At 72.5% G+C, this 23,318-nt stretch carries 19 protein-coding genes and 2 pseudogenes; 10 read left to right on the top strand and 11 right to left on the bottom strand.

Annotated features, from left to right (window positions below; genetic code table 11):
* Positions 1-202: 202 nt before the first annotated feature.
* Complete coding sequence (locus ACWD26_RS27775; RefSeq protein WP_451274638.1) at positions 203-1,531, top strand: DUF6986 family protein; 1,329 nt, start codon at positions 203-205, stop codon at positions 1,529-1,531.
* Positions 1,532-1,630: 99 nt separating this feature from the next.
* On the top strand, positions 1,631-3,526 hold the full coding sequence (locus ACWD26_RS27770; RefSeq protein ID WP_451274636.1) for a protein kinase domain-containing protein: 1,896 nt from the start codon (positions 1,631-1,633) through the stop codon (positions 3,524-3,526).
* Between the two features lie 18 nt (positions 3,527-3,544).
* Here the strand turns inward: ACWD26_RS27770 and ACWD26_RS27765 are convergent, their stop codons facing one another.
* Entirely contained in the window at positions 3,545-4,315 is a 771-nt protein-coding gene (locus tag ACWD26_RS27765; protein WP_451274634.1) for a hypothetical protein, read from the bottom strand.
* 6 nt (positions 4,316-4,321) lie between these two features.
* A complete protein-coding gene (locus ACWD26_RS27760) occupies positions 4,322-5,371 on the bottom strand; it encodes a LacI family DNA-binding transcriptional regulator (protein ID WP_451274632.1) in 1,050 nt (349 codons plus the stop codon).
* A 252-nt stretch (positions 5,372-5,623) separates the two neighbouring features.
* Between ACWD26_RS27760 and ACWD26_RS27755 the strand changes: the two genes are divergently transcribed.
* The 3 genes from ACWD26_RS27755 (at position 5,624) to ACWD26_RS27745 (ending at position 8,117) form a co-directional block, all read left to right on the top strand.
* Entirely contained in the window at positions 5,624-6,580 is a 957-nt protein-coding gene (locus ACWD26_RS27755) for an ROK family protein (protein WP_451274630.1), read from the top strand.
* Between the two features lie 87 nt (positions 6,581-6,667).
* Positions 6,668-6,904, top strand: coding sequence for a hypothetical protein (locus ACWD26_RS27750; protein ID WP_451274628.1), 237 nt, complete (start codon positions 6,668-6,670; stop codon positions 6,902-6,904).
* Positions 6,905-7,076: 172 nt separating this feature from the next.
* Positions 7,077-8,117, top strand: a complete 1,041-nt coding sequence (locus tag ACWD26_RS27745; RefSeq protein ID WP_451274626.1) for an NUDIX hydrolase — start codon at positions 7,077-7,079, stop codon at positions 8,115-8,117.
* Positions 8,118-8,244: 127 nt separating this feature from the next.
* Here ACWD26_RS27745 and ACWD26_RS27740 read toward each other — a convergent pair whose 3' ends face one another.
* Entirely contained in the window at positions 8,245-9,600 is a 1,356-nt protein-coding gene (locus ACWD26_RS27740; RefSeq protein WP_451274624.1) for a M20/M25/M40 family metallo-hydrolase, read from the bottom strand.
* 182 nt (positions 9,601-9,782) lie between these two features.
* On the opposite strand from ACWD26_RS27740, the gene ACWD26_RS27735 reads away from it, so the two are divergent.
* Positions 9,783-10,988 (top strand): geranylgeranyl reductase family protein, encoded by a 1,206-nt coding sequence (locus ACWD26_RS27735; RefSeq protein WP_451274622.1) that lies wholly within the window; start codon positions 9,783-9,785, stop codon positions 10,986-10,988.
* Positions 10,989-11,036: 48 nt separating this feature from the next.
* Here the strand turns inward: ACWD26_RS27735 and ACWD26_RS27730 are convergent, their stop codons facing one another.
* Positions 11,037-11,486 carry a nitroreductase family deazaflavin-dependent oxidoreductase gene (locus ACWD26_RS27730; protein WP_451274620.1) on the bottom strand — a complete coding sequence of 150 codons (450 nt, stop codon included), beginning with the start codon at positions 11,484-11,486 and terminating at the stop codon, positions 11,037-11,039.
* A gap of 152 nt (positions 11,487-11,638) precedes the next feature.
* Between ACWD26_RS27730 and ACWD26_RS27725 the strand changes: the two genes are divergently transcribed.
* Together ACWD26_RS27725 and ACWD26_RS27720 are read left to right on the top strand one after the other, a co-directional pair.
* Positions 11,639-12,343, top strand: coding sequence for a TetR/AcrR family transcriptional regulator (locus tag ACWD26_RS27725; RefSeq protein WP_451274618.1), 705 nt, complete (start codon positions 11,639-11,641; stop codon positions 12,341-12,343).
* Between the two features lie 59 nt (positions 12,344-12,402).
* Positions 12,403-12,784: pseudogene (locus ACWD26_RS27720) on the top strand (sensor histidine kinase); the annotation flags it as partial.
* Positions 12,785-12,803: 19 nt separating this feature from the next.
* Here ACWD26_RS27720 and ACWD26_RS27715 read toward each other — a convergent pair.
* The 4 genes from ACWD26_RS27715 to ACWD26_RS27700 all read right to left on the bottom strand — a co-directional run bounded on the left by ACWD26_RS27715 (position 12,804) and on the right by ACWD26_RS27700 (position 15,813).
* A complete protein-coding gene (locus tag ACWD26_RS27715; protein WP_451274616.1) occupies positions 12,804-13,127 on the bottom strand; it encodes a DUF6332 family protein in 324 nt (107 codons plus the stop codon).
* A 91-nt stretch (positions 13,128-13,218) separates the two neighbouring features.
* Positions 13,219-14,202 carry an ATP-grasp ribosomal peptide maturase gene (gene tgmB, locus ACWD26_RS27710; RefSeq protein ID WP_451274614.1) on the bottom strand — a complete coding sequence of 328 codons (984 nt, stop codon included), beginning with the start codon at positions 14,200-14,202 and terminating at the stop codon, positions 13,219-13,221.
* A 16-nt stretch (positions 14,203-14,218) separates the two neighbouring features.
* Positions 14,219-14,410, bottom strand: coding sequence for a putative ATP-grasp-modified RiPP (gene tgmA, locus ACWD26_RS27705; RefSeq protein ID WP_013005676.1), 192 nt, complete (start codon positions 14,408-14,410; stop codon positions 14,219-14,221).
* A gap of 179 nt (positions 14,411-14,589) precedes the next feature.
* Entirely contained in the window at positions 14,590-15,813 is a 1,224-nt protein-coding gene (locus tag ACWD26_RS27700) for an MFS transporter (protein WP_451274612.1), read from the bottom strand.
* A 352-nt stretch (positions 15,814-16,165) separates the two neighbouring features.
* On the opposite strand from ACWD26_RS27700, the gene ACWD26_RS27695 reads away from it, so the two are divergent.
* On the top strand, positions 16,166-17,143 hold the full coding sequence (locus tag ACWD26_RS27695) for a hypothetical protein (RefSeq protein WP_451274610.1): 978 nt from the start codon (positions 16,166-16,168) through the stop codon (positions 17,141-17,143).
* 529 nt (positions 17,144-17,672) lie between these two features.
* Here ACWD26_RS27695 and ACWD26_RS27690 read toward each other — a convergent pair.
* A pseudogene (locus tag ACWD26_RS27690) lies at positions 17,673-19,172 on the bottom strand (heavy metal translocating P-type ATPase); the annotation flags it as partial.
* Positions 19,173-19,350: 178 nt separating this feature from the next.
* Here ACWD26_RS27690 and ACWD26_RS27685 point away from each other — a divergent pair.
* Positions 19,351-20,316, top strand: a complete 966-nt coding sequence (locus ACWD26_RS27685) for a hypothetical protein (RefSeq protein WP_451274608.1) — start codon at positions 19,351-19,353, stop codon at positions 20,314-20,316.
* Positions 20,317-20,353: 37 nt separating this feature from the next.
* Here the strand turns inward: ACWD26_RS27685 and ACWD26_RS27680 are convergent, their stop codons facing one another.
* Both ACWD26_RS27680 and ACWD26_RS27675 read right to left on the bottom strand, forming a co-directional pair.
* The gene (locus tag ACWD26_RS27680; protein WP_451274606.1) at positions 20,354-21,862 is read right to left on the bottom strand and encodes an amidase; all 1,509 of its coding nucleotides are present in this window, start codon (positions 21,860-21,862) and stop codon (positions 20,354-20,356) included.
* Positions 21,859-23,190: an Nramp family divalent metal transporter gene (locus ACWD26_RS27675; RefSeq protein WP_451274604.1), complete on the bottom strand. Its 1,332-nt coding sequence runs from the start codon at positions 23,188-23,190 to the stop codon at positions 21,859-21,861. Before ACWD26_RS27675 ends, ACWD26_RS27680 begins: the two co-directional genes overlap by 4 nt.
* Between the last annotated feature and the right edge of the window lie 128 nt (positions 23,191-23,318).

The following is a 23,318-nucleotide window of genomic DNA, read 5'->3' as shown; positions in this document are numbered from 1 at the left end:
GCGATCTCCTCCCCTGGGGAGTCAGGATGAACCTTGCCTACTGAATACGGAAGAAATGGCCGGGTCGGCAGTGATCAGGGGAAGGACATGGGGAATCGCACTTCGAGACGGTGTTGACCGGGAGGAAGACCGGCGGATAGCTTCGTTATGCGGATTGTTGATTCCGTATGACGGAATTATTGCGGACGATGGAGGGCGTGGAATGGGGCAGGGCCGGCAGGAGAACGTGGTGACGAGTCTCGCGGGCGCCGTCAGCGAGGAGATCAGCGCCTCCCTCGCCCCCGTCGACGCGGAGCTGGAACGCCGCTACCCGGGCGACCCGGGCACCCGCCAGCCCGTGCACACCGTCTACGTCCCCGGCGACGTCTTCGCCGCCGACACGATCCGTGCCTGGGGCGACCGCGCCCTCGCCGCCCTCGACGAGCACGCCCCCGACGCCGCCTCCTTCGCCGCCGTCCTCGGCCTGGGTGACGACCTCGCCGGGCCCGTCTACGACCGCGTCCGGGCCAAGCTGGAGCGCGAGCCGATCGAGGACCTGCGCGTCGACTTCGAGGACGGCTACGGGCCTCGCCCCGACGCCGAGGAGGACGAGGCCGCCGCCCGCGCCGCCCGGCTGATCGCCGAGGCGTACGCGAAGGGCACGGCCGCTCCGTACATGGGGATCCGGATGAAGTGCATGGAGGCGCCGGTACGCGACCGGGGCATCCGCACCCTCGACATCTTCCTCACCGGGCTCCTGGAGGCCGGCGGCCTGCCCGACGGGCTCGTCCTGACCCTGCCCAAGGTCACCTACGCCGAGCAGGTCACCGCCATGGTGCGGCTCCTCGAAGCCTTCGAGAAGGCACGAGGGCTGGAGCCCGGCCGGATCGGCTTCGAGATCCAGATCGAGACCAGCCAGTCCATCCTCGCCGCCGACGGCACCGCCACCGTCGCCCGCATGATCGACGCCGCCGAGGGCCGCGCCACCGGCCTGCACTACGGCACCTTCGACTACAGCGCCTGCCTCGGTGTCTCCGCGGCCCACCAGGCCAGCGACCACCCCGCCGCCGACCACGCCAAGGCGATCATGCAGGTCGCGGCGGCCGGCACCGGCGTACGCGTCTCGGACGGCTCCACCAACGTCCTGCCGGTCGGCCCGACGCCGAAGGTGCACGACGCCTGGCGCCTGCACTACGGCCTCACCCGCCGCGCCCTCGCCCGCGCCTACTACCAGGGCTGGGACATGCACCCCGGCCACATCCCCACCCGCTACGCGGCCGTCTTCGCCTTCTACCGCGAGGGCTACGAACAGGCCGCCGCCCGCCTGTCCCGGTACGCGGGCCGCGTCGGCGGCGACGTGATGGACGAGCCCGCCACGGCCAAGGCCCTCAGCGGCTATCTGCTGCGCGGCCTCGACTGTGGCGCCCTCGACATCGACGAGGTGTCCGAGGCGACCGGCCTGACCCGTGCCGGCCTGGAGGGCTTCGCGGCGCCCCGGCGGGCGGATCTGACGCTCTCCGGCCACGAGGCGGGTGGGTCGGCAGCGGAGTAAGTAGTGGTCCTGTGACAGCCGTTGCCGCTGGTCCGGAGCGTCCCCTGGCACGGCTTAGGCTGTACGCCACTCATGGTGTGTCACAGGAACGGGGCGCGGGTGTCTTCGGGGGCGAACGAACAGGCGGACGGTGCCGGGCGCATTCTCGCCGGGCGGTACCGGGTCGTGGAGCAGCTGGGACGCGGCGGCATGGGCGTCGTCTGGCGGGCCCTGGACGAGGTGCTCCACCGCGAGGTCGCCCTCAAGGAACTGCGCACCTACACGGACGCGGGCGCGCCCGAACTGGCCGACCTGGGCCTCAGGATGCAGCGCGAGGCTCGTGCCGCCGCCCGCGTCCGGCACCCCGGAGTCGTCGCCGTGCACGACGTGGCCGAGGTCGACGGACGCCCGCTGATCGTCATGGAGCTGGTCGACGGGCCGTCCCTGGACGACGTCCTGAACGACCGGGGCCTCCTCGACCCGCGTGAGGCGGCCGCCATCGGCGCCAAGGTCATGGACGCGCTCGCCGCCGCCCACCGGGTCGGTGTGCTGCACCGCGACGTCAAGCCGGGCAACATCCTGCTCGACAGCTCCGGCCGGGTCGTCCTCACCGACTTCGGCATCGCCACCATGGAGAACCCGGGCGACGGCTCCGCCACCCATCTCACCCGCAGCGGCGAACTCGTCGGCTCCCTCGACTACCTGGCCCCCGAGCGCGCCCAGGGCAACGACCCCGGCCCCGCCTCCGACGTCTGGGCACTCGGCGCCACCCTCTACGCGGCCGTGGAGGGCTCCTCCCCGTTCCGGCGTACGTCCACCTGGTCGACGCTCACCGCGATCGTGGCCGACCCGCTGCCCGAACCCCGGCGGGCGGGACCGCTCGGGCCCGTCCTGCACCAGCTGATGGACAAGCGTCCGGAGCACCGCCCGGACGCCGACCGGGCCCGCGAGCTGCTGGAAGCCGTGGCTTCCGGAAGTTCGGTCGACTCCCCGACGGGCGGGTCGACCGGGCGCGCCCCGCACCCGAGGGCCGAGACCCAGCGGAGCGTCCCGTCGGTACCGCCGGGCTTCGGACCGCCGACAGCGGGCGCGGCACTCGGTGCGACGGGAGCCGGGCCCGCCGGCACGGACGCCGGCGCCGGCTTCGGTTCGACGGGCCAGACCGCCGGCGTCGGTTCGACCGGTCCGACCCCCGGCTTCGGGCCGCCGCAGCCGGTCGCCGGGCCCGGCACGGGGGCGTCCCCCGCGGTCGGCGACCCCGCTGCGGGCGGGCCGCAGGCACCCGTGCCTCCGTCGGGGGCCGACACCACCGTGTCCTCCGCCGGCCGGCGTCCGCGCAAGGGCCGTGCGCTGCTCGCCGCCGTGGCCGTCACCGTCGTCCTCGCGTCCACCGGCGTCACGGTCGCGCTGCTCAACGGGAACGACGACACGGACACGGGCGCCCAGCCCTCGGTCACCGAGTCGGGCACCGGTACGCCCTCCCCGGGCCGCAGCCGGGGCACGGTCGACCTCTCCGACGACTCCGACGCCAAGGAGCAGGACGACACGAAGTCCCCGAGCCCGGACGAGACGGCCAAGGAGAAGAAGGCGAAGGAACCCCAGGCGTCTCCCTCCTCGTCGAAGGAGGCGAGCGACGGCACCGCCGGCGGCGGCACGGGAGGTTCGGACACCTCGGGCGGCTCCACCAGTGGGGGCACGACCGGCGGGACGACCGGCGGCGAACCCGCGGTGGAACCGGTCTGCCACTCGATCGGCGGCGGCAAGTACAACTGCACCGTCTGGACCACCGCCAAGTCCTACACCGCCTCCGGCACCGAGGTCGGCATCCTCAAGCAGGGCACCAACTACTTCTACTGCCAGGCGAATCTGGGCCGTCGCGAGACCCACGGCGAGTGGACCAACATCTGGTGGGCGAAGACCGACGACGACAGCGGCAACACGGACGTCTACGTCAGCGACGTCTACATCCAGGGCGGCGACAACGACGCCCCGGTACCCGGCCTCCCGGTCTGCTGAGGCCGGTTCCCGCCCAGGTCAGGCCCATGACCGCGGGTGCGGCCGTACGTACTGCTCCAGCCCCGACACCGTGGTCCACCGCTGCTCGGCGAACACCTCCCTGCCCCGGACGCACAGTGCCCGGTTGCCGCGCGCCCGGGCGCTGAACTCGTCCGGTGTGGTGCCGAACAGTGCGCGCAACTCCACCGACGCCGCGAGGAGTTCGGTGATCAGCGGGCGCTGCCGACCGGGGTGGGGGCGTGGGCCGGGGCCGCCGTTGTGCAGGACGCCCCATCGGTTGACGTAGATCCAGGCGTGGTCGAGGACCTCGCCGGACTCCAGCTCGACGCGGAAGTCGGTGGCGGGGAGCGCGGCCCGGTGGAAGTTGCCGGTCGGCGAGTCGACGCCCTCGCTCGCGTCGACCACGGCGAGCTGTGCCTCGTCCAGCCAGGTGATGAACAGCTCGCGCGTGGTGCCGGGGGAGTGGAAGGGCGACGCCGACATGTAGCCCAGCAGGCTGACGTGGGCGGAGACACCGATCCCGACGCCGGTGACCCTGGCCTTGACCATGGGGATCCGGCACTCCACGCCGTGCTCCGCCATCTTGTGCACGAGCTGCGCGGGGCAGGCGTTGGAGCCGACGGACAGGACGGGGACGCGGTCCTCGAAGGTGAGTGTGTCCAGCGGGAGCATCCGGTTGCCGTCCAGCAGCGCGGACTCGGCAGGCCATGCGCCCGGGTAGCTCAGCGGGTCCTCGCGCGGGGCCACGGCGAGGCCGAGGGCTTCGAGCGTACGGGGGTCGGGGGACACCGACGATCAGTCCGCGGGCGGGAGTTCGCCCGAGCCCCGGGCGATCAGCCGGGTCGGCAGTTCGATGCGCTCCGGGGTGACGAGGGAGCCGTCCAACTGCTGGAAGAGGCGCTCGGCGGCGGTGCGGCCCAGCCGGGCGGGGTCCTGGGCGACCACCGTGATGCCGGGCCGGAGCAGATCGGCCAGCTCGAAGTCGTCGAAGCCGACGAGGGCGACTGGGCGGTCGTACTCGGCGAGGACCCGTACGACCGTGACCGTCACCCGGTTGTTGCCCGCGAAGACCGCCGTGACGGGCGCCGGGCCGGAGAGCATGTCCTCGGCCGCCCTGCGGACCCGCTCCGGGTCCGTGACGCCCAGGGACATCCACGTGTCCTCGACCGCGATGCCCGCGTCCTCCATGGCCGCCCGGTAGCCGCGCAGCCGCTCGGCGGCCGTGTGGATACGGGGCATGTCGCCGATGAAGCCGATCCGGCGGTGGCCGTGGGCGATCAGGTGGGCGACCCCGTCACGGGCACCGCCGAAGCTGTCCGACAGCACCACGTCCGCGTCGATGCGCCCGGCCGGACGGTCCACGAACACCGTGGCGACACCCGCCCTGATCTCGGGCTCCAGATAGCGGTGGTCGTCACCGGCCGGAATGATCACGAGGCCGTCCACGCGTCGGGCGCACAAGGCCAGTGCCAACTCCTGCTCGCGGTCCGGGTCCTCGGCGCTGGACCCGTTGATGAGCAGTGAGCCGTGGGCGCGGGAGACCTCCTCCACGGCCCGGCTCAGCGGGCCGTAGAACGGGTCGGCGAGGTCCTCCAGGACCAGGCCGATGCTGGCCGTACGGCCCTTGCGCAGCACGCGCGCGCTGTCGTTGCGCCGGAAGCCGAGTGCCTCGATCGCCTCCTGGACCCTGCGCTCGGTGTCCGGGGTGACGCCCGGCTCGCCGTTCACCACCCGGGAGACCGTCTTCAGACCCACTCCGGCCCGGGCCGCGACGTCCTTCATCGTGGGACGGTTGCCGTAGCGGTTCTCGCGGCGGCGGGCGACGCCGTTGGCTGTCTCGGGCACTATGCGCTGTCCTGTCCTTCGTCCACGGGTCTGATCAGTGGTGCCGTGGCGGAATTGTGCGGCTGTTGGGGATGTGGCGTCGAGCATAGAGCCTGGACAACGTTGTCACGGCCGGGGGAGACTGTCTATCGCATTCTCTGGCCGGCGCCCCCCACCAGGCGAGCGTCGTGCTGCCAGTTTTCCGGCCGGAGAGCCGGGCGCCGCCTGATTCGGGCGCCCGGTAGGAGACTCGCAGCGGGAGAACTGACACTGATGCAGACCGACCTCGTGGCCGCGCTCGACATCGGCGGCACCAAGATCGCCGGGGCGCTGGTGGACGGCCACGGCCGGATCCTGGTGCGCGCGCAGCGCCCGACACCCGCGCGGGAGGACGGCGACACCGTGATGCGGGCCGTCGAGGAGGTCCTCGGCGAGCTGACCGTCGCACCGCTGTGGAGCGGGGCGACGGCCGTCGGGATCGGCAGCGCGGGCCCGGTGGACGCCTCGGCCGGCACGGTGAGCCCGGTGAACGTGCCCGGCTGGCGCGGCTTTCCCCTCGTGGAGCGCGTCCGGGCGGCGACCGGTGGGCTGCCCGTCGAGCTGATCGGCGACGGCGTGGCCATCACGGCGGCCGAGCACTGGCAGGGTGCGGCGCGCGGCCACGACAACGCGCTGTGCATGGTCGTGTCGACGGGTGTCGGCGGCGGCCTCGTCCTCGGCGGGCAGTTGCACGCGGGCCCCACCGGGAACGCCGGGCACATCGGTCACATCAGCGTCGACCTCGACGGTGACCCCTGCCCGTGCGGTGCCCGGGGCTGCGTCGAGCGCATCGCGAGCGGGCCCAACATCGCGCGCCGCGCCCTGGAGAACGGCTGGCGGCCGGGGCCCGACGGCGACACCTCCGCGGCCGCGGTCGCCGCCGCCGCGCAGACCGGTGACCCGATCGCCGTGGCCTCCTTCGCACGCGCCGCCCAGGCCCTCGCCGCCGGTATCGCCGCCACCGCCACCCTCGTCGAGATCGACATCGCCGTCATCGGCGGCGGAGTCGCGGGCGCCGGCGAGATCCTCTTCGCCCCCCTCCGCACCGCCCTCAGGAACTACGCCACGCTCTCCTTCGTCCAGCACCTCACCATCGCCCCCGCCGTCATGGGCACGGACGCGGGCCTGGTGGGAGCCGCCGCGGCGGCCCTGACCCGCCGACCGAGCACGCGGGTGGCCGGGGTGGGATGACCGGGGTGGGTGCGGCGGGCGTCACGGCGGGTCGAAACGCCGGGAACCGGCCGTGACTCCTCGGGGCGTTCCGCAGTTGAGCGGGGCATGAAGAAGCGCAGCATGCTCGCCATCGCCTCCCTCGCCACCGGTTTCGTCGTCGCGGCCATCACGCCGTCGCACGGTCTCGACACCACCGACACGCTCGGGAAGACGGACGGGCTGAGCAAACTGGACGTCGAGGGCACTCTCGGCGAGGTCGGCAAGACGGTCTCCAGCGACAGCCTGGCGGTCGACGAGGACGCGTTGGGCGGTCAGGAGGGCAAGGGCGGCAAGGAAGGCTGACGGCCTTGTAGTGGGCGGCGGACTTCCCCTCCGTTCCTCATCGCGGTGCAGGCGGCGGGCCCCCACTGGGCGGGGGGCCCGCCGTCGTCGTCTTTTCGGCTCCTCATCAGCGGCTGGTTTCCGTGGCGGAGTGGAGGGCAAGCCTCAGGGGGTCAACCGAAGAGGGGGAACCGTGACCGTCGTTTGGATCAACGGCGCGTTCGGTGCGGGGAAGACCACCACCGCACGGGAACTGATCGAACTGATCCCGAACAGCACGCTCTTCGACCCCGAGGTCATCGGCGGCGCACTGACACACATGCTGCCGGCCAAACGCCTCGCAGAGGTCGGCGACTTCCAGGACCTGCCGAGCTGGCGACGGCTCGTGGTCGACACCGCCGCCGCGCTGCTCGCCGAGCTGGGCGGCACCCTCGTGGTCCCCATGACCCTGCTCCGCCAGGAGTACCGCGACGAGATCTTCGGCGGCCTCGCCTCCCGCCGCATACCCGTACGGCATCTGCTCCTGGCCCCGGCCGAAACGATACTGCGAGAGCGAATAGCCGGACGGGAGATTCCCCCGGACCTCCCCGACGGCGAGATGCGCGTGCGTCAATGGGCGTACGACCACATCGCGCCCTATCGCGCCGCCCTGGGCGGCTGGCTCACCGCCGATGCCCACCTCGTCGACACCGGTGCCCTCACCCCGTACGAGACCGCGCGGCGCATCGCCGACGCCGTGGCCGCCGACGACGTACCCGTGTGCGACATCGTGCAGACCCCCGAGCCGACCGCCGAGACGGTCGCCGCGGGGGTCCTGTTGTTCGACGACGAGGACCGGGTGCTGCTCGTCGATCCGACCTACAAGGCGGGATGGGAGTTTCCCGGCGGGGTGGTGGAGGCCGGGGAGGCGCCGGCGCGGGCGGGCGTGCGTGAGGTTCTGGAGGAGACCGGGATACGGCTGGAGGAGGTGCCCCGGCTGCTGGTCGTGGACTGGGAGGCGCCCGCGCGGCCGAGGTACGGCGGGTTGCGGCTGCTCTTCGACGGGGGGCGGATCGATACCAGCGGGGCGCAGCGGCCCGTGTTGCCCGGGCCCGAGCTTCGTGACTGGAGGTTCGTCACGGAGGAGGAGGCCGCGGATCTGTTGCCGCCGGTGCGGTATGAGCGGTTGCGGTGGGCTCTGCGGGCGCGGGAGCGGGGCGCCGCGCTGTACTTGGAGGCCGGGATTCCGGTGTGAGGGGTCGCCTCGTCGCCGTTCCGGGGAGGTTGGGGCCACGTGCGGGTGGGTTGTGGTTGCTCGCGCAGTTGTCCGCGCCCCCGAAAAAGCGAGGGGCGCGGCACCGCACCGGCGTTGAATCCTTCGCTCAGCTCTTCGCGTAGTTGCTGAGGAACAGGGCCTCCGTCACCGACATCCGCTCCAGCTCCTCCGGGGACACGCTCTCGTTGACCGCGTGGATCTGGGCCTCGGGCTCGCTGAGGCCGATGAGCAGGATCTCGGCGTCCGGGTAGAGGGCGGCGAGGGCGTTGCACAGCGGGATGGAGCCGCCGTGGCCCGCGTACTGCATCTCCTGGCCCGGGTGGGCGACGGCCATGGCGGCGGCCATCGCCTCGTACGCGGGGCTGGAGGTGTCGGCCCGGAACGCCTGGCCGTGGCCGATCAGTTCGCAGCTCACCCGGGCGCCCCACGGGGTGTGGGCCACGAGGTGGGCTTCGAGCAGCTTGATCGCCTGCTGGACGTCCGCGCCCGGCGGGACGCGCAGGCCGATCAGGGCGCGGGCGCTCGCCTGGATCGAGGGGGTCGCGCCGACCACGGGCGGGGCGTCGATGCCGAGCACGGTGGCGGCCGGACGGGCCCAGATACGGTCGGCGACCGTGTCGGAGCCGACCAGCTCCACGCCGTCGAGCACCTTGGCGTCCTCGCGGAACTGCTCGTCGGCGTACTGAAGGCCCTCCCACGTCCCGTCGCTCGCCAGTCCGTCGACCGTCGTCGTGCCGTCCTCGGCGCGCAGTGAGTCGAGGACGCGGATCAGCGCGGCCAGCGCGTCGGGGGCCGCGCCGCCGAACTGGCCCGAGTGCAGGTTGCCTTCGAGGGCGTCGATCTTCACCCGCATGAGGATCATGCCCCGCAGGGAGGAGGTGACCGTGGGCAGACCGGCGCGGAAGTTGCCCGCGTCGCCGATGACGACGGTGTCGGCGGCGAGCACCTCGGGGTGGGCCTCGGCGTACCGCTGCAGTCCGCCGGTGCCCATCTCCTCGGACCCCTCGGCGATCACCTTGATGTTGACCGGCACCCCGCCGTTGGCCTTCAGGGCCCGCAGCGCCAGCAGGTGCATGATCACGCCGCCCTTGCAGTCGGCGGCGCCGCGCCCGTACCAGCGGCCGTCGCGCTCGGTCAGCTCGAACGGCGGGGACACCCAGGCGGTCTCGTCCAGCGGCGGCTGCACGTCGTAGTGCGCGTAGAGCAGGACGGTCTTCGCGCCCTCGGGCCCCGGTAGGTAGCCGTACACGGACTGGGTTCCGTCGGGGGTGTCGAGCAGGGCCACGTCCTGGAAACCCTCGGCGCGCAGCGCGTCGGCGACCCAGTTCGCGGCGCCCTCGCTCTCGCTCCTCGGGAACTGGTCGAAGTCCGCCACCGACTTGAAGGCCACCAGCTCGCTGAGCTCCTCCTTCGCCCTGGGTATCAGCGAGGCGACGGTCTCGGCGACCGGGTTCGACGGCATGGGCACGCTCCTGGTGGGTGCGACGTTGTCCTTCTGGGTACGTGGCTGCGTACGCGCTTACCCGGTGTGTCGGTGTAGGGCGCACGCGCTGCCGATCCTCCCACAGCGGTCCTCGGCCTCACCCGCCGTAGGATGCGTGGGACAGGTGCGGCAGGCGGCTGGATCGGGAGCAGTAGACCATCGTGAGCAGCGAGAACTCTTCGGCGGACGACGTGCAGCGGGTGTGGGACGTCGTCGTGGTGGGCGCGGGCCCCGCAGGGGCTTCGGCCGCCTACGCGGCGGCGGTCGCGGGACGCAGCGTCCTGTTGCTGGAGAAGGCGGAGCTGCCGCGCTACAAGACGTGCGGCGGCGGCATCATCGGCCCCTCGCGCGACGCGCTGCCGCCCGGCTTCGAACTGCCCTTCAAGGACCGGGTGCACGCGGTCACCTTCTCCCTCGACGGCCGCTACGCCCGTACGCGCAAGTCGAAGCAGATGCTCTTCGGGCTGATCAACCGGCCCGAGTTCGACCAGCAACTCGTCGAGCACGCCCAGAAGGCGGGCGCGGAACTGCGGACGGGCGTCACCGTCACCCGGGTCGAGCAGCACGGCTCGGCCGTGCCGGACCGGCGGACGGTCGCGATCGTCCTGCAGAGCGGTGAGACGCTGCTCGCGCGGGCCGTCGTCGGCGCGGACGGAAGCGCCAGCCGCATAGGGGCACATGTCGGGGTGAAGCTCGAACAGGTCGACCTCGGCCTGGAGGCGGAGATCCCCGTGCCGGAGACCGTCGCCGAGGACTGGAAGGGCCGTGTCCTCATCGACTGGGGCCCGATGCCCGGCAGTTACGGGTGGGTCTTCCCCAAGGGCGACACACTGACCGTCGGCGTGATCTCCGCACGGGGTGAAGGCGCCGCCACCAAGCGGTACTTGGAGGACTTCATCGGGCGGCTCGGTCTGGCGGGCTTCGAACCGAGCGTCTCCTCCGGGCACTTGACCCGTTGCCGGGCCGACGACTCGCCGCTCTCGCGGGGCCGGGTGCTGGTCTGCGGGGACGCGGCGGGCCTGTTGGAGCCGTGGACGCGGGAGGGCATCTCCTTCGCGCTGCGCTCGGGGCGGCTCGCGGGGGAGTGGGCGGTCCGGATCGCCGAGGCCCACGACGCGGTCGACACCCGCCGCCAGGCGCTGAACTACGCGTTCGCCGTGAAGGCGGGGCTCGGCGTCGAGATGAGCGTCGGCAAGCGGCTGCTGATCGCCTTCGAGCGCCGGCCCGGCCTCTTCCACGCGGCGATCACCGGGTTCCGGCCCGCCTGGCGGGCCTTCGTCGACATCACGCGCGGTTCGACCTCGCTGGGCGAGATCGTGCGCACCCACCCGCTCGCCCAGCGAGCGCTGACCGCGTTCGACAAGTAGGTCCGGGGCCGCCCGCCCTCGGTGCCGGTCCGGTGGCACCCCGGCCGGTCACCGCTCGACGGTGATCCGGAAGACGGGGTGCTTCGGCGCGGCGGCGAGCAGCTCCTCGTCGGTGGAGTCGGCGTTGATGTCGCCGAAGAACCGGTCCACCTCCCAGCCCCACTTCTTCAGATAGGTCCGCAGCACGACGGGCTTGTCCTCGTCGGGCAGCTCGACCGCGGTGAACTCCTGCACCCGGCGGCCCACCTGGAGCCGTCCCCCGCCGGCCGCCCGCATATTGCGCACCCACTCGGAGTGGCCGCGCGCCGAGACGAGGTAGGGGCCGCCCTCGTACGGCAGCGGGTTGACCGGCAGCCGACGCCACTCGCCGCTCTTGCGGCCGCGCACGGAGAGCTCGGCCGAGCCGAGGAGGCTGACGCCCCGGCGGGCGAGCCAGCCGACGAAGCCGTTCAGCGCGCGTTCGTAGGCGTTGGCCTTGATGTAGTGGTCCGACGGCATGGGGGTCCTCCCGTGGTGGTGGAGCAGCTCGCCGAGCGATTCGGAGAGCACTGCTCTCGCTCGAGAGCAGTGTGCATGAGATCGGCGCTCCATAGCAAGAGCAGCGCTCTCGTTTGTGTGCAGTGCTCTGGCTCTGTGGCACACTGCTTCGCATGAGCAGAGCACAAGGGGTTCGCGCCCGCGCCCGGACCGAGGTCACGGCCGCCATCAAGGACGAGGCGCGCAGACAGCTCGCCGCCGAGGGCGCGGCCAAACTGTCCCTGCGGGCCGTGGCGCGGGAACTCGGCATGGTGTCCTCCGCGCTGTACCGCTACTTCCCGAGCCGCGACGACCTGCTGACCGCACTGATCATCGACGCCTTCGACTCCCTGGGCGAGGCGGCGGAGGCCGCGTATGCGAAGGCGGCCGGTGAGAGTCCGGCCGGGCGCTGGGGCGCGGTCTGCGCGGAGGTGCGGGAGTGGGCACTGGCGCGGCCGCACGAGTACGCGCTGATCTACGGCTCGCCCGTGCCCGGATACACCGCGCCCGACACGACGGTGCCGGCCGCGTCCCGGGTCGGGCAGGTGCTCATCGGGATCGTGCGCGACGCCCATCAGACCGAGGGGGTGGCCCGGCGGGAGCTGCCGGCCGAGCTGCTGCCCGAGGCCCGTCGGATGGCCGGGGACTTCGCGCCCGATCTGCCGCCGGAGATGGTCGCGGGGTTGGTCGGGGCGTGGGCCCAGCTGTTCGGGCTGGTGAACTTCGAAGTGTTCGGGCAGTTCAACCGGGTGGTCGAGGACCGCGAGGTGTTCTTCCGGCACGCGGCGGACGGGCTCGCTCGCCGGCTGGGTCTGCCGGGCGTACTGCCCGGGGAGTAGGCGTGCCCACCTCGCTCGGGTGACGTCGTGCCCGGTGGGCGGCGTCTAGCGCGGCCGGTGTGGCAGAGCAGGGTGCGCGGGCGGGTGGCTCCCCGGTGTGGGGCGGGCCGCCGTGGCGGCGGTGGCACGGCGGCGGTCCGCCGTGGTGGAACCGGCCGGACGGCGACGAGGGCGCGTCCTCGCCGGCCGTGGCGCTCCGCCGCGACGTTCACCGTCTTCGTCAGGGTCGGGTCGAACGCGGCCGCCGAGTTCCAGAAGGACGAACGCGCCTCGCTGGACCCCTTCGCACGGGTCCTGCTGCTCGTGGGCGCCCTCCTGCTGCTGTGGCGCCGGCGGCTGCTTCAGCGCGTCGCCGGGCACCGCGAGGCCGCCTGGACGGCGATGGGGGCGCTGTGAGTGGGGCATGTGCTGGTGGCGCACTGGCTGTACCGGTGGCTGCCCCACAACTCGTCGTACTGGCCTACGAGTCGGGGTTGGTGCGGCCGGGCCGGCTGGGCTGAGCCGAGGCCGGGCGACCGGGCGGCGCGGGAGCCTGCCGCGCCACGCGCGTGGCGTGCCGGAAGCGGGTCAGCACGATGGTGACGACGGCGACGAACACCACCACGGTCGCGGTGAACGCGAGAGGGCCGAGCAGGCTCCACCGGCCGCGCAGGGAGCCGAAGACCTTCGGCAGGAACTCGGTCACCCCGAAGTAGGTCGCGCCCGCCAGTACCGCCCCCGCGAAGAGCGCGAAACCGATCTCCGTGGTCATCGCGTCCCGCTCGGCCTGCGTTCGTCTCCCCATGGACCGAGTGTGGGGGCAGCGGGCGTACCGGACAAGGAGGTCGGCACGCCCGCCGTGCTGGTTCAGCCGATGCCCGATGTCTCCAGGGGCGTCAGGGCATCGCCCGTATCCGGCCGGCGCGGCGCGTTGCCGCCCCCGGCCCCTCGTGTGCCAGCCACTCCGCGACGCTGCGCGCGATCGGCTGGCCGGTGTCCATCTCCACGAATCCGAACTGGCCCGACTGGTTGCACTCCAGGAACCACCAGATCCCGTCCGCGTCCTCCGCGAAGTCGAAGGCCCCGTACGAGAGTTCGGCGTCCCGCAGATAGGCGCGTACGGCCGCGGCGGTGCGCGGCGGGACGTCGACCGGCTGCCAGGGCGCGGTGGAGGGGGCGAAGCGGACGTCCACCTCGTCGGGGTGCGCGTCCGGGGCGACCGCCTTGCGGGCGGCCAGCATGCGGTCGCCGACGACGGTGAGCCGGATGTCGGCGGTCTTGGCGATCCGGCGCTGCAGCAGCGTCGGGCCGAACGCGACGGCGGTGAAGTCGGTGCCGGGCGCGACACGGCTGGTGGGGACCGTCCGGGCCGGCTCCTGCGGATGGGTGCCGGAGACCGGCTTCACCACCAGGTCCGGGAAGCGCTCGGCGAAGTCGCGGGCGGCCTGCGGGAAGGTGGTGATCAGCGTGGCCGGCACGGGGAGTCCGCAGCGCTGGGCGTGCCGGAGCTGCCAGGGCTTGTGGCGGGCCCGCCGGGCCGCGTCCGGGTCGTTCATCCAGCGGGCGCCCGTGCCGCGCAGCATGCCGTAGAGGGCCTGCGAGGACTCCTCGGTCAGCCAGGCGGACGGCTCGGCGACCCGGCCGGCCGGCACCCCCGGCCGGCGCAGCCAGACGGACCGCAGCCCGCTCATGCTCACCAGGCGCCCCCCGGCAGAGAGATGCCCGCGGAAGGCGCCGTGCACGTACTCGCCGGAGAGTGCCACCTCGCCGGGCAGGTCGGCGGGATCGAGCCGGACCACCGGTACGCCGGCCCTGTTCAGTTGTGCGACCACCAGGTCCGCCGTCACATCCTGTTCACACGTCAGGATCAGCACGGTCATCGTCGACGGCCCGCGTTCAGTCGTCGAAATGGGTCTTCGAACCCGCGGTGGACGTCGTCGCTCCCAATTCCCGCATGAGGCCCTGGTCATGAGCGGCTATACGCCCGTCGGCGAGCACGTTCAACTGCAGCCCGGAGTCGTAGGTGTACGGAGCGCTGAACTCCAACTGCTCAGCGGCGCGAGCGTAGTTGAGCACGAACAGTCGCATCGTTTCTCCTTGTTCGGGACCATCCGGAAAAGCGGATGGTGACGCTCCGGCCGCCCTCTGTTCGGCCGGGTCGCGGTGCCTCCAGGGAGTTATACGAATCGAACGACTGAATGGTTGCCTCATCTTCTCGGAGGGCTGACTTCCTGCACCGCGAGGGGTCACGGGGCAACGCTGAGTGGTCATTTCGCGGTGGAGTGACGGGTGGCGAACGCGATGACCGAGGCGAACGCGGCGAGTGCCGCGACGCTGGTGAGCGCGGTGGGCAGGGAGAACCATTCGGCCATGAAACCGATCGCGGGCGGGCCGAGGAGCATGCCGAGATAACCGAGGGTGGAGGCGGTCGCCACACCGCTCGGCCCGGCCAGCGCGCCGGCGCGTTCGATGGCGACGGGGAAGATGTTGGCGAGGCCCAGACCGGTGACCGCGAAACCGAGGAGCGTGGCCCACGCGGACGAGGCGAGGGAGCCGAGCAGCATGCCGACCGTCGCGGTGGCGCCACCGGCCACGAGCACGGTCTGCCTGCCCAGACGTTCGAGCAGTGTCGTCCCGGTGAGCCGGCCGATCGTCATGGCGAACGCGAAACACATGTAACCGATCGCCGCGACGCCCGGGGAGGTGTCCAGATCCGCCTCCAGGTGCAGGGCGCCCCAGTCGGCCAGCGCTCCCTCGCCGTACGCCGTACATCCGGCGATCAGGCCGAGGACGACCACCAAGCCTCGGGTCCGGCCGTCGAGACGACGAGGGCCGGCCACACGGTCCTGCCGGTCGTGGGTGCGGTCCGGCGGTGCCGGGGGCTCGTGGCGCAGCAGGGGCGGTGCGGCGACGGCGGTCACCAGCAGGCCGAGCAGGGTGATCCCGAGCAGATGACGCGTGGGGGACAGGGAGTCCGCGACCAGGCTGCCGACTCCCGCACCGACCATGCCGCCGAGGCTGAACGCGGCATGGAAACCGGGCATGACGGGCCGTCCCAGCGCGGCCACCAGGTCCACGGCCGCGCTGTTGAAGGCGACGTTGATCCCGCCGAACGCCGCGCCGAAGATCAGCAGCACCGCGCCCAGCGCGAGCGCCGAGTGGGTGAGCGGGGGCAGCGCCACGCTGAGCGAGAGCAGGACGGCGCACACGACCGTCACCGGGTGGCTGCCGAAGCGGCGGCAGAGCCGGCCGGTGAGCATCATCGTGACCACCGCCCCTGCGGACACGCCCAGCAGCGCGAGCCCCAGCGCGCCGGGCGAGGCACCGGTCTGCTCCTTGATCGCGGGGATTCTGACCACCCAACCGGCGAAGACGAAACCGTCTAGGGCGAAGAAGGCGGTGACGGCGATACGGAGGACGCGCAGCGTGGAGAGGTCGCCGCCGTGGCCCGGCGCGGCGTGGTGCGTTCGGGTTTTGTTTCTTCGCGGCACAAAAAGAGGCTAGGTGGGAGTCGGTGACCGCGACAAGGCGGTTTCCGGGCCGGGGGTCACCATTCCGGGCCGGGTGGCGGTCAGGTGGGGCGTACGTGACGGGCGTCAGGCCGAACCGCTCCGCAGGGGGGCCGTGGGGCAAGGTCAACGAGGAGCCGGGGCCCGCCGACCGCCGGAACGCGGCGCCCACCGCACCCGACCCGATCGGGTCCCAGCGGGGCCCCGACCGGCCGCAAGCCGTGGGCCGTGCGGGCGAACGTCCGGCCGTGACTGCCGGCGCCGTCGGCTGACGCGCCGTCATGTTCGTGGGGCGCCGTACCCGGTGTTCGATGCCCCGTCCAAGGAGAGACCCATGCGCCGAATTCCCCGTCTGTCCGGTGTCGCCGCGGCGGCCGCCGCCGTCGCCCTGCTGGCCGCGGCTCCCCCGCCGGGCGGCGAGGAGACCGTCTCCCATCCGCGTGTCGTCGCCCACTTCGACTTCGCCAGGGGGCAGACGCCGGAGAACATCGCCCTCGAACCCGACGGCTCCGCCTTCCTGACCTTCGCGACCGCCCGGCAGGTCGCCCATGTCACCCAGCAGGGCCACACCCGGATCCGTGCGACCCTGCCCGCCGAGGCGAACCCGCAGACCCCCGTCGTCGGCGACGACATCGTCCTCGGCATCACCCGCGCCCACGACGGCACGCTCTACGTCACCTACGCCACCGGAACCAGCAAGACCGGCGTCTGGCGCATCGCCCCCGGGCGCGCGCCCCGGCAGATCGCGCAGCTGCCGGCGAACGGACTGCCCAACGCCATCGCCCTCGACGAGCAGCGAGGCGTGCTCTACGTCGCCGACTCGGTGCTGGGCACCGTCTGGCGCGTACCGCGGAACGGCGGCACGCCGACGCAGTGGGCCACGGGAACCGCTCTCGAGCCCGTCCCCACCTCGGAAGGCGGCTTCGGCATCGGCGCGAACGGGCTCAAGGTCCACCACGGCGACGTGTGGGTGACCAACTCCGACCGGGGGACGCTGCTGCGCATCCCCGTGCGCCGGGACGGCTCGGCGGGCACCATCGAGACCAGGGCGACGGGGCTCGCGGGGGTCGACGACTTCGCGTTCACCGGGCGTGGGGACACCGTCCTCGCCGCTCTGTTCTTCAGCGACGAAGTCGCCCTCGTCCGCCCGGACGGCACCCACACCGTCGTCCTCACCCAGCAGGACGGGCTCTCCAACCCGACCTCCGTGGCCGTCCGCCACCGGACCGTCTACGTGACCAGCGGCGCTTTCTTCACCATGCGAGACCCGAACCTGCTCCTCGCCCACCTCGGCCGGCGTCACCGTCAGTGACCGGCCGCGTCGACATTCTCATGACCGCCCTGGAGGGATAACCGGGGCCAGAAGGCACGGAGTCGGATGTCTCCGTGCCTTCTGCGCGCGGTCGAATGCCTCCGTGGATCTGCGCGGAGTCGGAGGTTGCCGCAGAACTGCGCCGGGACGCGCCCGGCGTTTTCGCGGGCGTGCCCGGGGCGGGTGAATCGCCCCGGGCATTCGCCGCGATTCTCGCCGCGCGCGGCGGTGATATGCCGAATCGATCTCCGACCGATCCGGCAATCCCTCGGCGAATTGGAGAATCCCCATGTCAAGGTGATCGGGGCCTTTCAGCGGGTCGGCGGCTTCGGTGGGTCGGCGCCCTTCAGCGCGACCATTTTTCGCTCGACCAGCCGAACGCGAGCCTCGCCGATGGCGAGGAGATTCAGTCGGCCGCCCGGAACGTCCGCAGCCGCAGGGAGTTGCCGACGACGAAGACCGAGGAGAAGGCCATGGCCGCTCCGGCGATCATCGGGTTGAGCAGGCCGGCCGCGGCGAGCGGAAGAGCGGCCACGTTGTAGGCGAACGCCCAGAACAGGTTGGACCGGATGGTGCCGAGGGTCCGGCGGGCGAGGCGGATGGCGTCGGCCGCCGCGCGCAGGTCACCGCGTACGAGCGTCAGGTCGCCCGCCTCGATCGCGGCGTCCGTGCCGGTGCCCATGGCGAGGCCCAGGTCGGCCTGGGCGAGCGCGGGCGCGTCGTTGACGCCGTCGCCGACCATCGCGACCGAACGGCCCTCGGCCTGGAGCCGCTTGACGACATCGACCTTGTCCTGCGGCAGCACCTCGGCGATCACGTACTCGGGGGCGATGCCCACCTGACGGGCGACGGACTCGGCCACGGCACGGTTGTCGCCGGTCAGCAGGATCGGGGTGAGGCCGAGCGCGCGCAGCCGGGTGATCGCCTCCGCGCTGGTCTCCTTCACCGCGTCCGCGACTTCGAGGACCGCGCGAGCCTCGCCGTCCCAGGCGACCGCGACGGCCGTACGCCCGGCCGCCTCGGCCTGCGGGTGTCGGCGCCGACCCGGGTGGCCTCGACGACGAGGCGGCCGCCGGCGTTGACGGTGGCACCGGTGACCGGATCGCCGACCGTGACCTCCACGGGCACCGACTCGCCGGTCAGCATGGACGCGTCCACGGCGGAGGAGCCCTCGACGACCGCTCCGTCGGTGGCGATCTTCTCGCCGGGGCGCACCAGGAAGCGGTCGCCGACGTGCAACTCGGCCACGGGGGCCGTCCGTTCACCACCATCCGGCGTGAGGACGGTGACGTCCTTCGCGCCCAGCTCCAGCAGCGCCCGCAGCGCCGCGCCCGCCTTCCGCTTCGAACGGGCCTCGAAGTACCGCCCGGCCAGGATGAACGCCGTCACCCCGGCCGCGGCCTCCAGATAGATGCTCCCGGCGCCGTCGCCACGGACGATGGTCAGCTCGAAGGGGTGCGTCATGCCCGGCGTGCCCGCCGTGCCGAGGAACAGCGCCCACAGCGACCAGCCGAACGCGGCCAGGGTGCCGATGGAGATCAGGGTGTCCATGGTGGCGGCGCCGTGCCGGGCGTTCCTCCAGGCGGCGCGGTGGAAGGGCCACCCGGCGTACGTCACCACGGGCGCCGCCAGCGTCAGGGACAGCCACTGCCAGTACTCGAACTGCAGCGCGGGGATCATGGCCATGGCGATGACGGGGAGGGCCAGGGCCACGGCCGTGATCAGCCGCTGCCTGAGCGGACGCAGCTCGTCGTCCACCGCCTCGCCGGATGCCCGGGGCTCGGCCGGTGCGGGCGGCTCGGGCTCCCGTGCCGTGTATCCCGTCGCCTCGACGGTGGCGATCAGGTCCCGCACGGAGATCTCACCCTCGTAGCTGACCTTCGCCTTCTCGGTGGCGTAGTTGACCGTGGCGGTGACGCCCTCCATGCGGTTCAGCTTCTTCTCGACACGCGCCGGCGCAGGAGGCACAGGTCATTCCGCCGATGGAGAGCTCTACCTCGGCGGCGGGGCCGGTCCTGGTGGTGGTCATGGCTGCTCCTCGTAACAGGGTGGGCGACGCGCGGTCGAATACGGGGTGGGGGTATTATCGAGCACTGCCCTGTATACCCCTGGTGGGTATCGATGGCAAGTCGCCCGGGTCGCTTGACTTGATACCCCCCAGGGGTATCGTGAGCTGTGTGGAGACCCGAACCCCGAAGGAGACGGCCATGAACACCGGACTGAGGATCACCGCGTTCGCCGCCGCGCTGGCCGCGACGTTCGGCACCGCCTACGGCGTGGGCAAGGGCATCGACCCCGTCGTCTCGGACACCGCCGAGCGCGCGCCCGCGCGCCACGACAGCCACCGTGAGGAGTCACCGGATCCCGGTGAGGGCGGGGAGCGCGCGGGGGAGCATGAATCGGCCCCGGCCGGCGGACTCCAGATATCCGAGGGCGGCTACACCCTCGACCTGCGGACCCCGACCGTCACCGCCGGACAGCGCACCGACCTGCGCTTCGTCATCCGCGACGAGGACGGCCGCGCCGTCACCGCCTACCAGCGCGAGCACGACAAGGAACTCCACCTCATCCTCGCCTCACGCGACCTGGTCACCTACCGCCATCTGCACCCCACCCGCGCCGCCGACGGCACCTGGAGCACCCCCGTCGACCTGCCCGACGCGGGCGGCTACCGCGTCTTCGCCGACTTCACCCCGGCCGGGGAGAACGCCGAGAACCTGACACTCGGCGCCGACCTCGCCGCCTCGGGCACCTACAAGCCGGAGAAGCTCCCGGCGCCGAGCGACACCGCCGAGGTCAACGGCTACGAGGTCGCGCTGGACGGCGGCCTGCGTCCGGGCGCGGCCGGCGAACTCAAGCTCAAGGTCTCCCGCGACGGCCGGCCCGTCACCGACCTCCAGCCCTACCTCGGCGCGTACGGCCACCTGGTCGCCCTGCGCTCCGGCGACCTCGCCTACCTGCACGTCCACCCCAACGGCGAGCCCGGCGACGGCAGGACCGCGCCCGGCCCGGACATCTCCTTCACGGCCACCGCGCCCACCGACGGCACCTACCGCCTCTTCCTCGACTTCAAGCACGAGGGCAAGGTCCACACGGCGGCGTTCACGGTCCGCACCGGTGGCGCCGCCGCATCGGATGAGCCGCACGAGACCGCGCCCGGACATGGCCACTGACCAGCGGCGACACAGCACCCACTGGGCCGCGGGTTCATCACCGTGCGCCCGGCGGAGCGTTCACCACCGGCGGCCGGCGCTCACCCACCCGCGTCGCCCGTTCGAAGGCGTGGCCGGCCTTGAGGACCGACCAGTCCCGCCGGTGCGGGCCGACGATCTGGAGCCCGACCGGCAGACCGCCCGGGGTGAAACCGGCAGGGACGGACAGGGCCGGGCAGCCCGTGACGGAGATCAGGTACGCCGAGCGCATCCAGTCGAGATAGGTCTCCATCGGAGTGCCGTCCACGACCGTCGGATACGCCAGACCGATGTCGAAGGGCGCGACCTGGCTGACCGGCAGCAACAGCAGGTCGTACCGCTCGAAGAACTCGCGGACCCGGTGGAAGAGCGCGCCGTGCAGCGCCTGCGCCCGGCCCAGGTCGGGGCCGCCGAGCCTGCGGCCCTCCTCGATGTTCCAGATCACGTCGGGGGCCAGCAGGTCGCGGTGCTCGTCGAGCAGCGGCCCGTAGGAGAGCTCCACCTGCCAGGCGCGCTGGGCGAGGAACACCTCGTCCGCGCCCCTGAGGTCCGGGCAGGCCTCCTCGACCTCGCAGCCCAGCGCGGCGAACACCTCCGGCGCCGGCCGCAGCGCCTCCCGTACCTCCGGGTCGACGGGCAAGGTACCGCCGAGATCCGGCGACCAGGCCACCCGCAAGCCCCGTAGATTGCCGTCGAGTTGCCAGGCGAAGGTGGAGCCCGGCGTCTGGAGGGAGCGCGGGTCGCGGGGGTCGGGACCGGCCAGCACGGACAGGGCCAGGGCGACGTCCGCCACGGTCCGGGCCATCGGCCCCTTCACCGACAGCTGACCCCAGGGCGCCTTGTCGGGCCAGGACGGCACCCGGCCGGGCGACGGGCGCAGACCGACCACGTTGTTGAAGGAGGCGGGATTGCGCAGCGAACCGCCGGTGTCGCTGCCGTCGGCGAGAGGCTGCATCCCGCAGGCGAGGGCGGCTCCCGCGCCGCCGCTGCTGCCGCCCGCGCTGCGGGAGAGGTCGTAGGGGTTGCGGGTGGCCCCGAAGACGGGGTTGACGGTGTGCGAACCCAGGCCCAGTTCGGGGACGTTGGTCTTGCCGAGGGTGATCGCCCCCGCCTTCCGCAGCCGCTCGACGACCAGATGGTCGTGGCCGGGGACCCGGTCGGCGAAGATCGGCGAACCGGACGTCGTCCGGATGCCCGCCGTGTCGTGCAGGTCCTTGTGCGCGACCGGCAGCCCGTGCAACGGGCCGACAGGCTCCCCGGCCGTCATCCGGTCGTCCGCCTCGGCCGCCTGCTCCAGGGCCCGTTCGGCCACCAGCGTCACGATCGCGTTCACCGCCGGATTGACCCGCTCGATCCGTTCCAGGTGGGCGCTCACCACCTCCCGCGCGGACACCTCACGGCGCGCGAGCGCGACAGCGAGTTCGTACGCGGTCCGGAAGCACAGGTCGTCCGTGGCGTCCACGTCGCCCGTCGGGTTCACGGGGTACGTCGCGGGGTGGTCGACAAGGTCGTTCACGAGGTGGTTCACGCCCCTCCCAGGGAGTCCTTGAGCTGGACGGCCGCGAGCACTCCGAAGAGCACGAAGGAGCCGCCCAGCAGCACGTTCGAGGTGATGCGGTTGCGCAGCGCCGGCTCCACGCTCCGGCGGTTGAGCAGCACCAGCAGCGCGCCGGAGAGCAGCGGCAGGATCAGCGAGCCGACGGCGGCGTAGGTGAGCACCAGGGACACCGGCCGGCCCATGAAGGTGACGGCGACCGAGGTGACGGCGCAGTAGAGGACGAACAGGCGGAACGGACGGCCGTTCTGCGCGATGTGGGGCTCCGCCTCGGCGTCCGGGATGCCGCGCAGCGCCCGCAGCGAGTCGGCGAGCAGGTAACACAGGCCGTTGAAGCCGCCGACCAGCGCGCTCAGCGTCACCAGGAAGAACGTCCCCAGGAACAGCACCCGCGCCACCGAGCCCAGGTCGGCGCCGAGCGGATCGGCGAGCGCGGCGAGCCCGTCGCTGCCGGTGATGCTGCCGCCGGTGCCGTACAGCAGGCCCGTGCCCACCACGGTCGTGCAGAGCACGAACAGCAGGGTGACGCCGTAACTCACCGCCGAGTCCGCCCGCATGATCCGCAGCCGGCTCCGGTCCGCCCAGCCCTTCTCCCGCACCCAGTAGCTGTACGAGGCGATCCCGGCCGTACCGCCCACCCCTCCGATCAACGCCAGCACCGTCACCATGTCGCCCTCCGGCAGTCGCGGGCGCAGCGTGCCGAGCAGGCCGGGCAGATCGTCGGCGGTGGCGAGCGTGGCGACCGCGAGGACGGCCATGCCGAGGAACTTGGCGAGCATGAAGACGCTCATCACCCGCTCGAACACCGCGTACCGCCCGACGTACACGATCGCGGCCGCCGCCAGCGCGATCGCGACGGCGACCGGCCTGACCGGCAGCACGGGGAACAGGGTGGACAGGGCAAGGGACGCCACCGAACCGAGCGCCGCCCCGTACAGCAGCCCGATCACCAGCACGAAGAGCATGAACGCCGCCGGCAGCCAGCGGGCGGCCGACTTCAGGCTCGCGATCACGGTCTGCCCGGTGGCCAGGTACAGCCGGCCCACCGCCTCGGTGAGCGCGTACTTGAGGACGACACCGATGACGATCGCCCACATCAGCGCCATCCCGTACCCGGCGGCGCCCGCGAGTGACGTCACCATGTCGCCCGCGCCCACACTCGCGGCCGCCAGCACCAGACCGGGACCCAGGAGGGCCGGTCGGCCGCGCCCGGTGCCGACGGGCCGGGGGCGCGTCGGTGTGGTGGAGTCGGCGGCCGGGGAGCGTGGGGGACTGCCAGGAGTCACGGTCACGTCAACCATCTCCGTACATCGGGGAGTCACGGGAGTCATGGGTTCGTGCGGCGTGTGCGGGCCTCGGGGGACGGTGGACGCGCCCGCACGGCGGGGAGACCGTGCGGGACCATGCGGTTCCACTTCACGGCAGGCTG

Source organism: Streptomyces sp. NPDC002787, assembly GCF_053592095.1.
Note: the sequence above shows the minus strand (reverse complement) of the source record. Positions and strands in the feature narration are given on the sequence as shown.

Bases quoted from the DNA above. Each gene is read 5' to 3' on its own strand.
- ACWD26_RS27750 (WP_451274628.1), top strand. From the start codon at position 6,668: ATGAAGAAGCGCAGCATGCTCGCCATCGCCTCCCTCGCCACCGGTTTC.
- ACWD26_RS27695 (WP_451274610.1), top strand. From the start codon at position 16,166: ATGCGCCGAATTCCCCGTCTGTCCGGTGTCGCCGCGGCGGCCGCCGCC.
- ACWD26_RS27715 (WP_451274616.1), bottom strand. From the start codon at position 13,127: ATGGGGAGACGAACGCAGGCCGAGCGGGACGCGATGACCACGGAGATC.
- ACWD26_RS27730 (WP_451274620.1), bottom strand. From the start codon at position 11,486: ATGCCGTCGGACCACTACATCAAGGCCAACGCCTACGAACGCGCGCTG.
- ACWD26_RS27740 (WP_451274624.1), bottom strand. From the start codon at position 9,600: ATGCCGTCGAACCCGGTCGCCGAGACCGTCGCCTCGCTGATACCCAGG.
- tgmA (WP_013005676.1), bottom strand. From the start codon at position 14,410: ATGCGACTGTTCGTGCTCAACTACGCTCGCGCCGCTGAGCAGTTGGAG.
- ACWD26_RS27685 (WP_451274608.1), top strand. From the start codon at position 19,351: ATGAACACCGGACTGAGGATCACCGCGTTCGCCGCCGCGCTGGCCGCG.
- ACWD26_RS27755 (WP_451274630.1), top strand. From the start codon at position 5,624: ATGCAGACCGACCTCGTGGCCGCGCTCGACATCGGCGGCACCAAGATC.
- ACWD26_RS27675 (WP_451274604.1), bottom strand. From the start codon at position 23,190: ATGGTTGACGTGACCGTGACTCCTGGCAGTCCCCCACGCTCCCCGGCC.
- tgmB (WP_451274614.1), bottom strand. From the start codon at position 14,202: ATGACCGTGCTGATCCTGACGTGTGAACAGGATGTGACGGCGGACCTG.
- ACWD26_RS27725 (WP_451274618.1), top strand. From the start codon at position 11,639: ATGAGCAGAGCACAAGGGGTTCGCGCCCGCGCCCGGACCGAGGTCACG.
- ACWD26_RS27775 (WP_451274638.1), top strand. From the start codon at position 203: ATGGGGCAGGGCCGGCAGGAGAACGTGGTGACGAGTCTCGCGGGCGCC.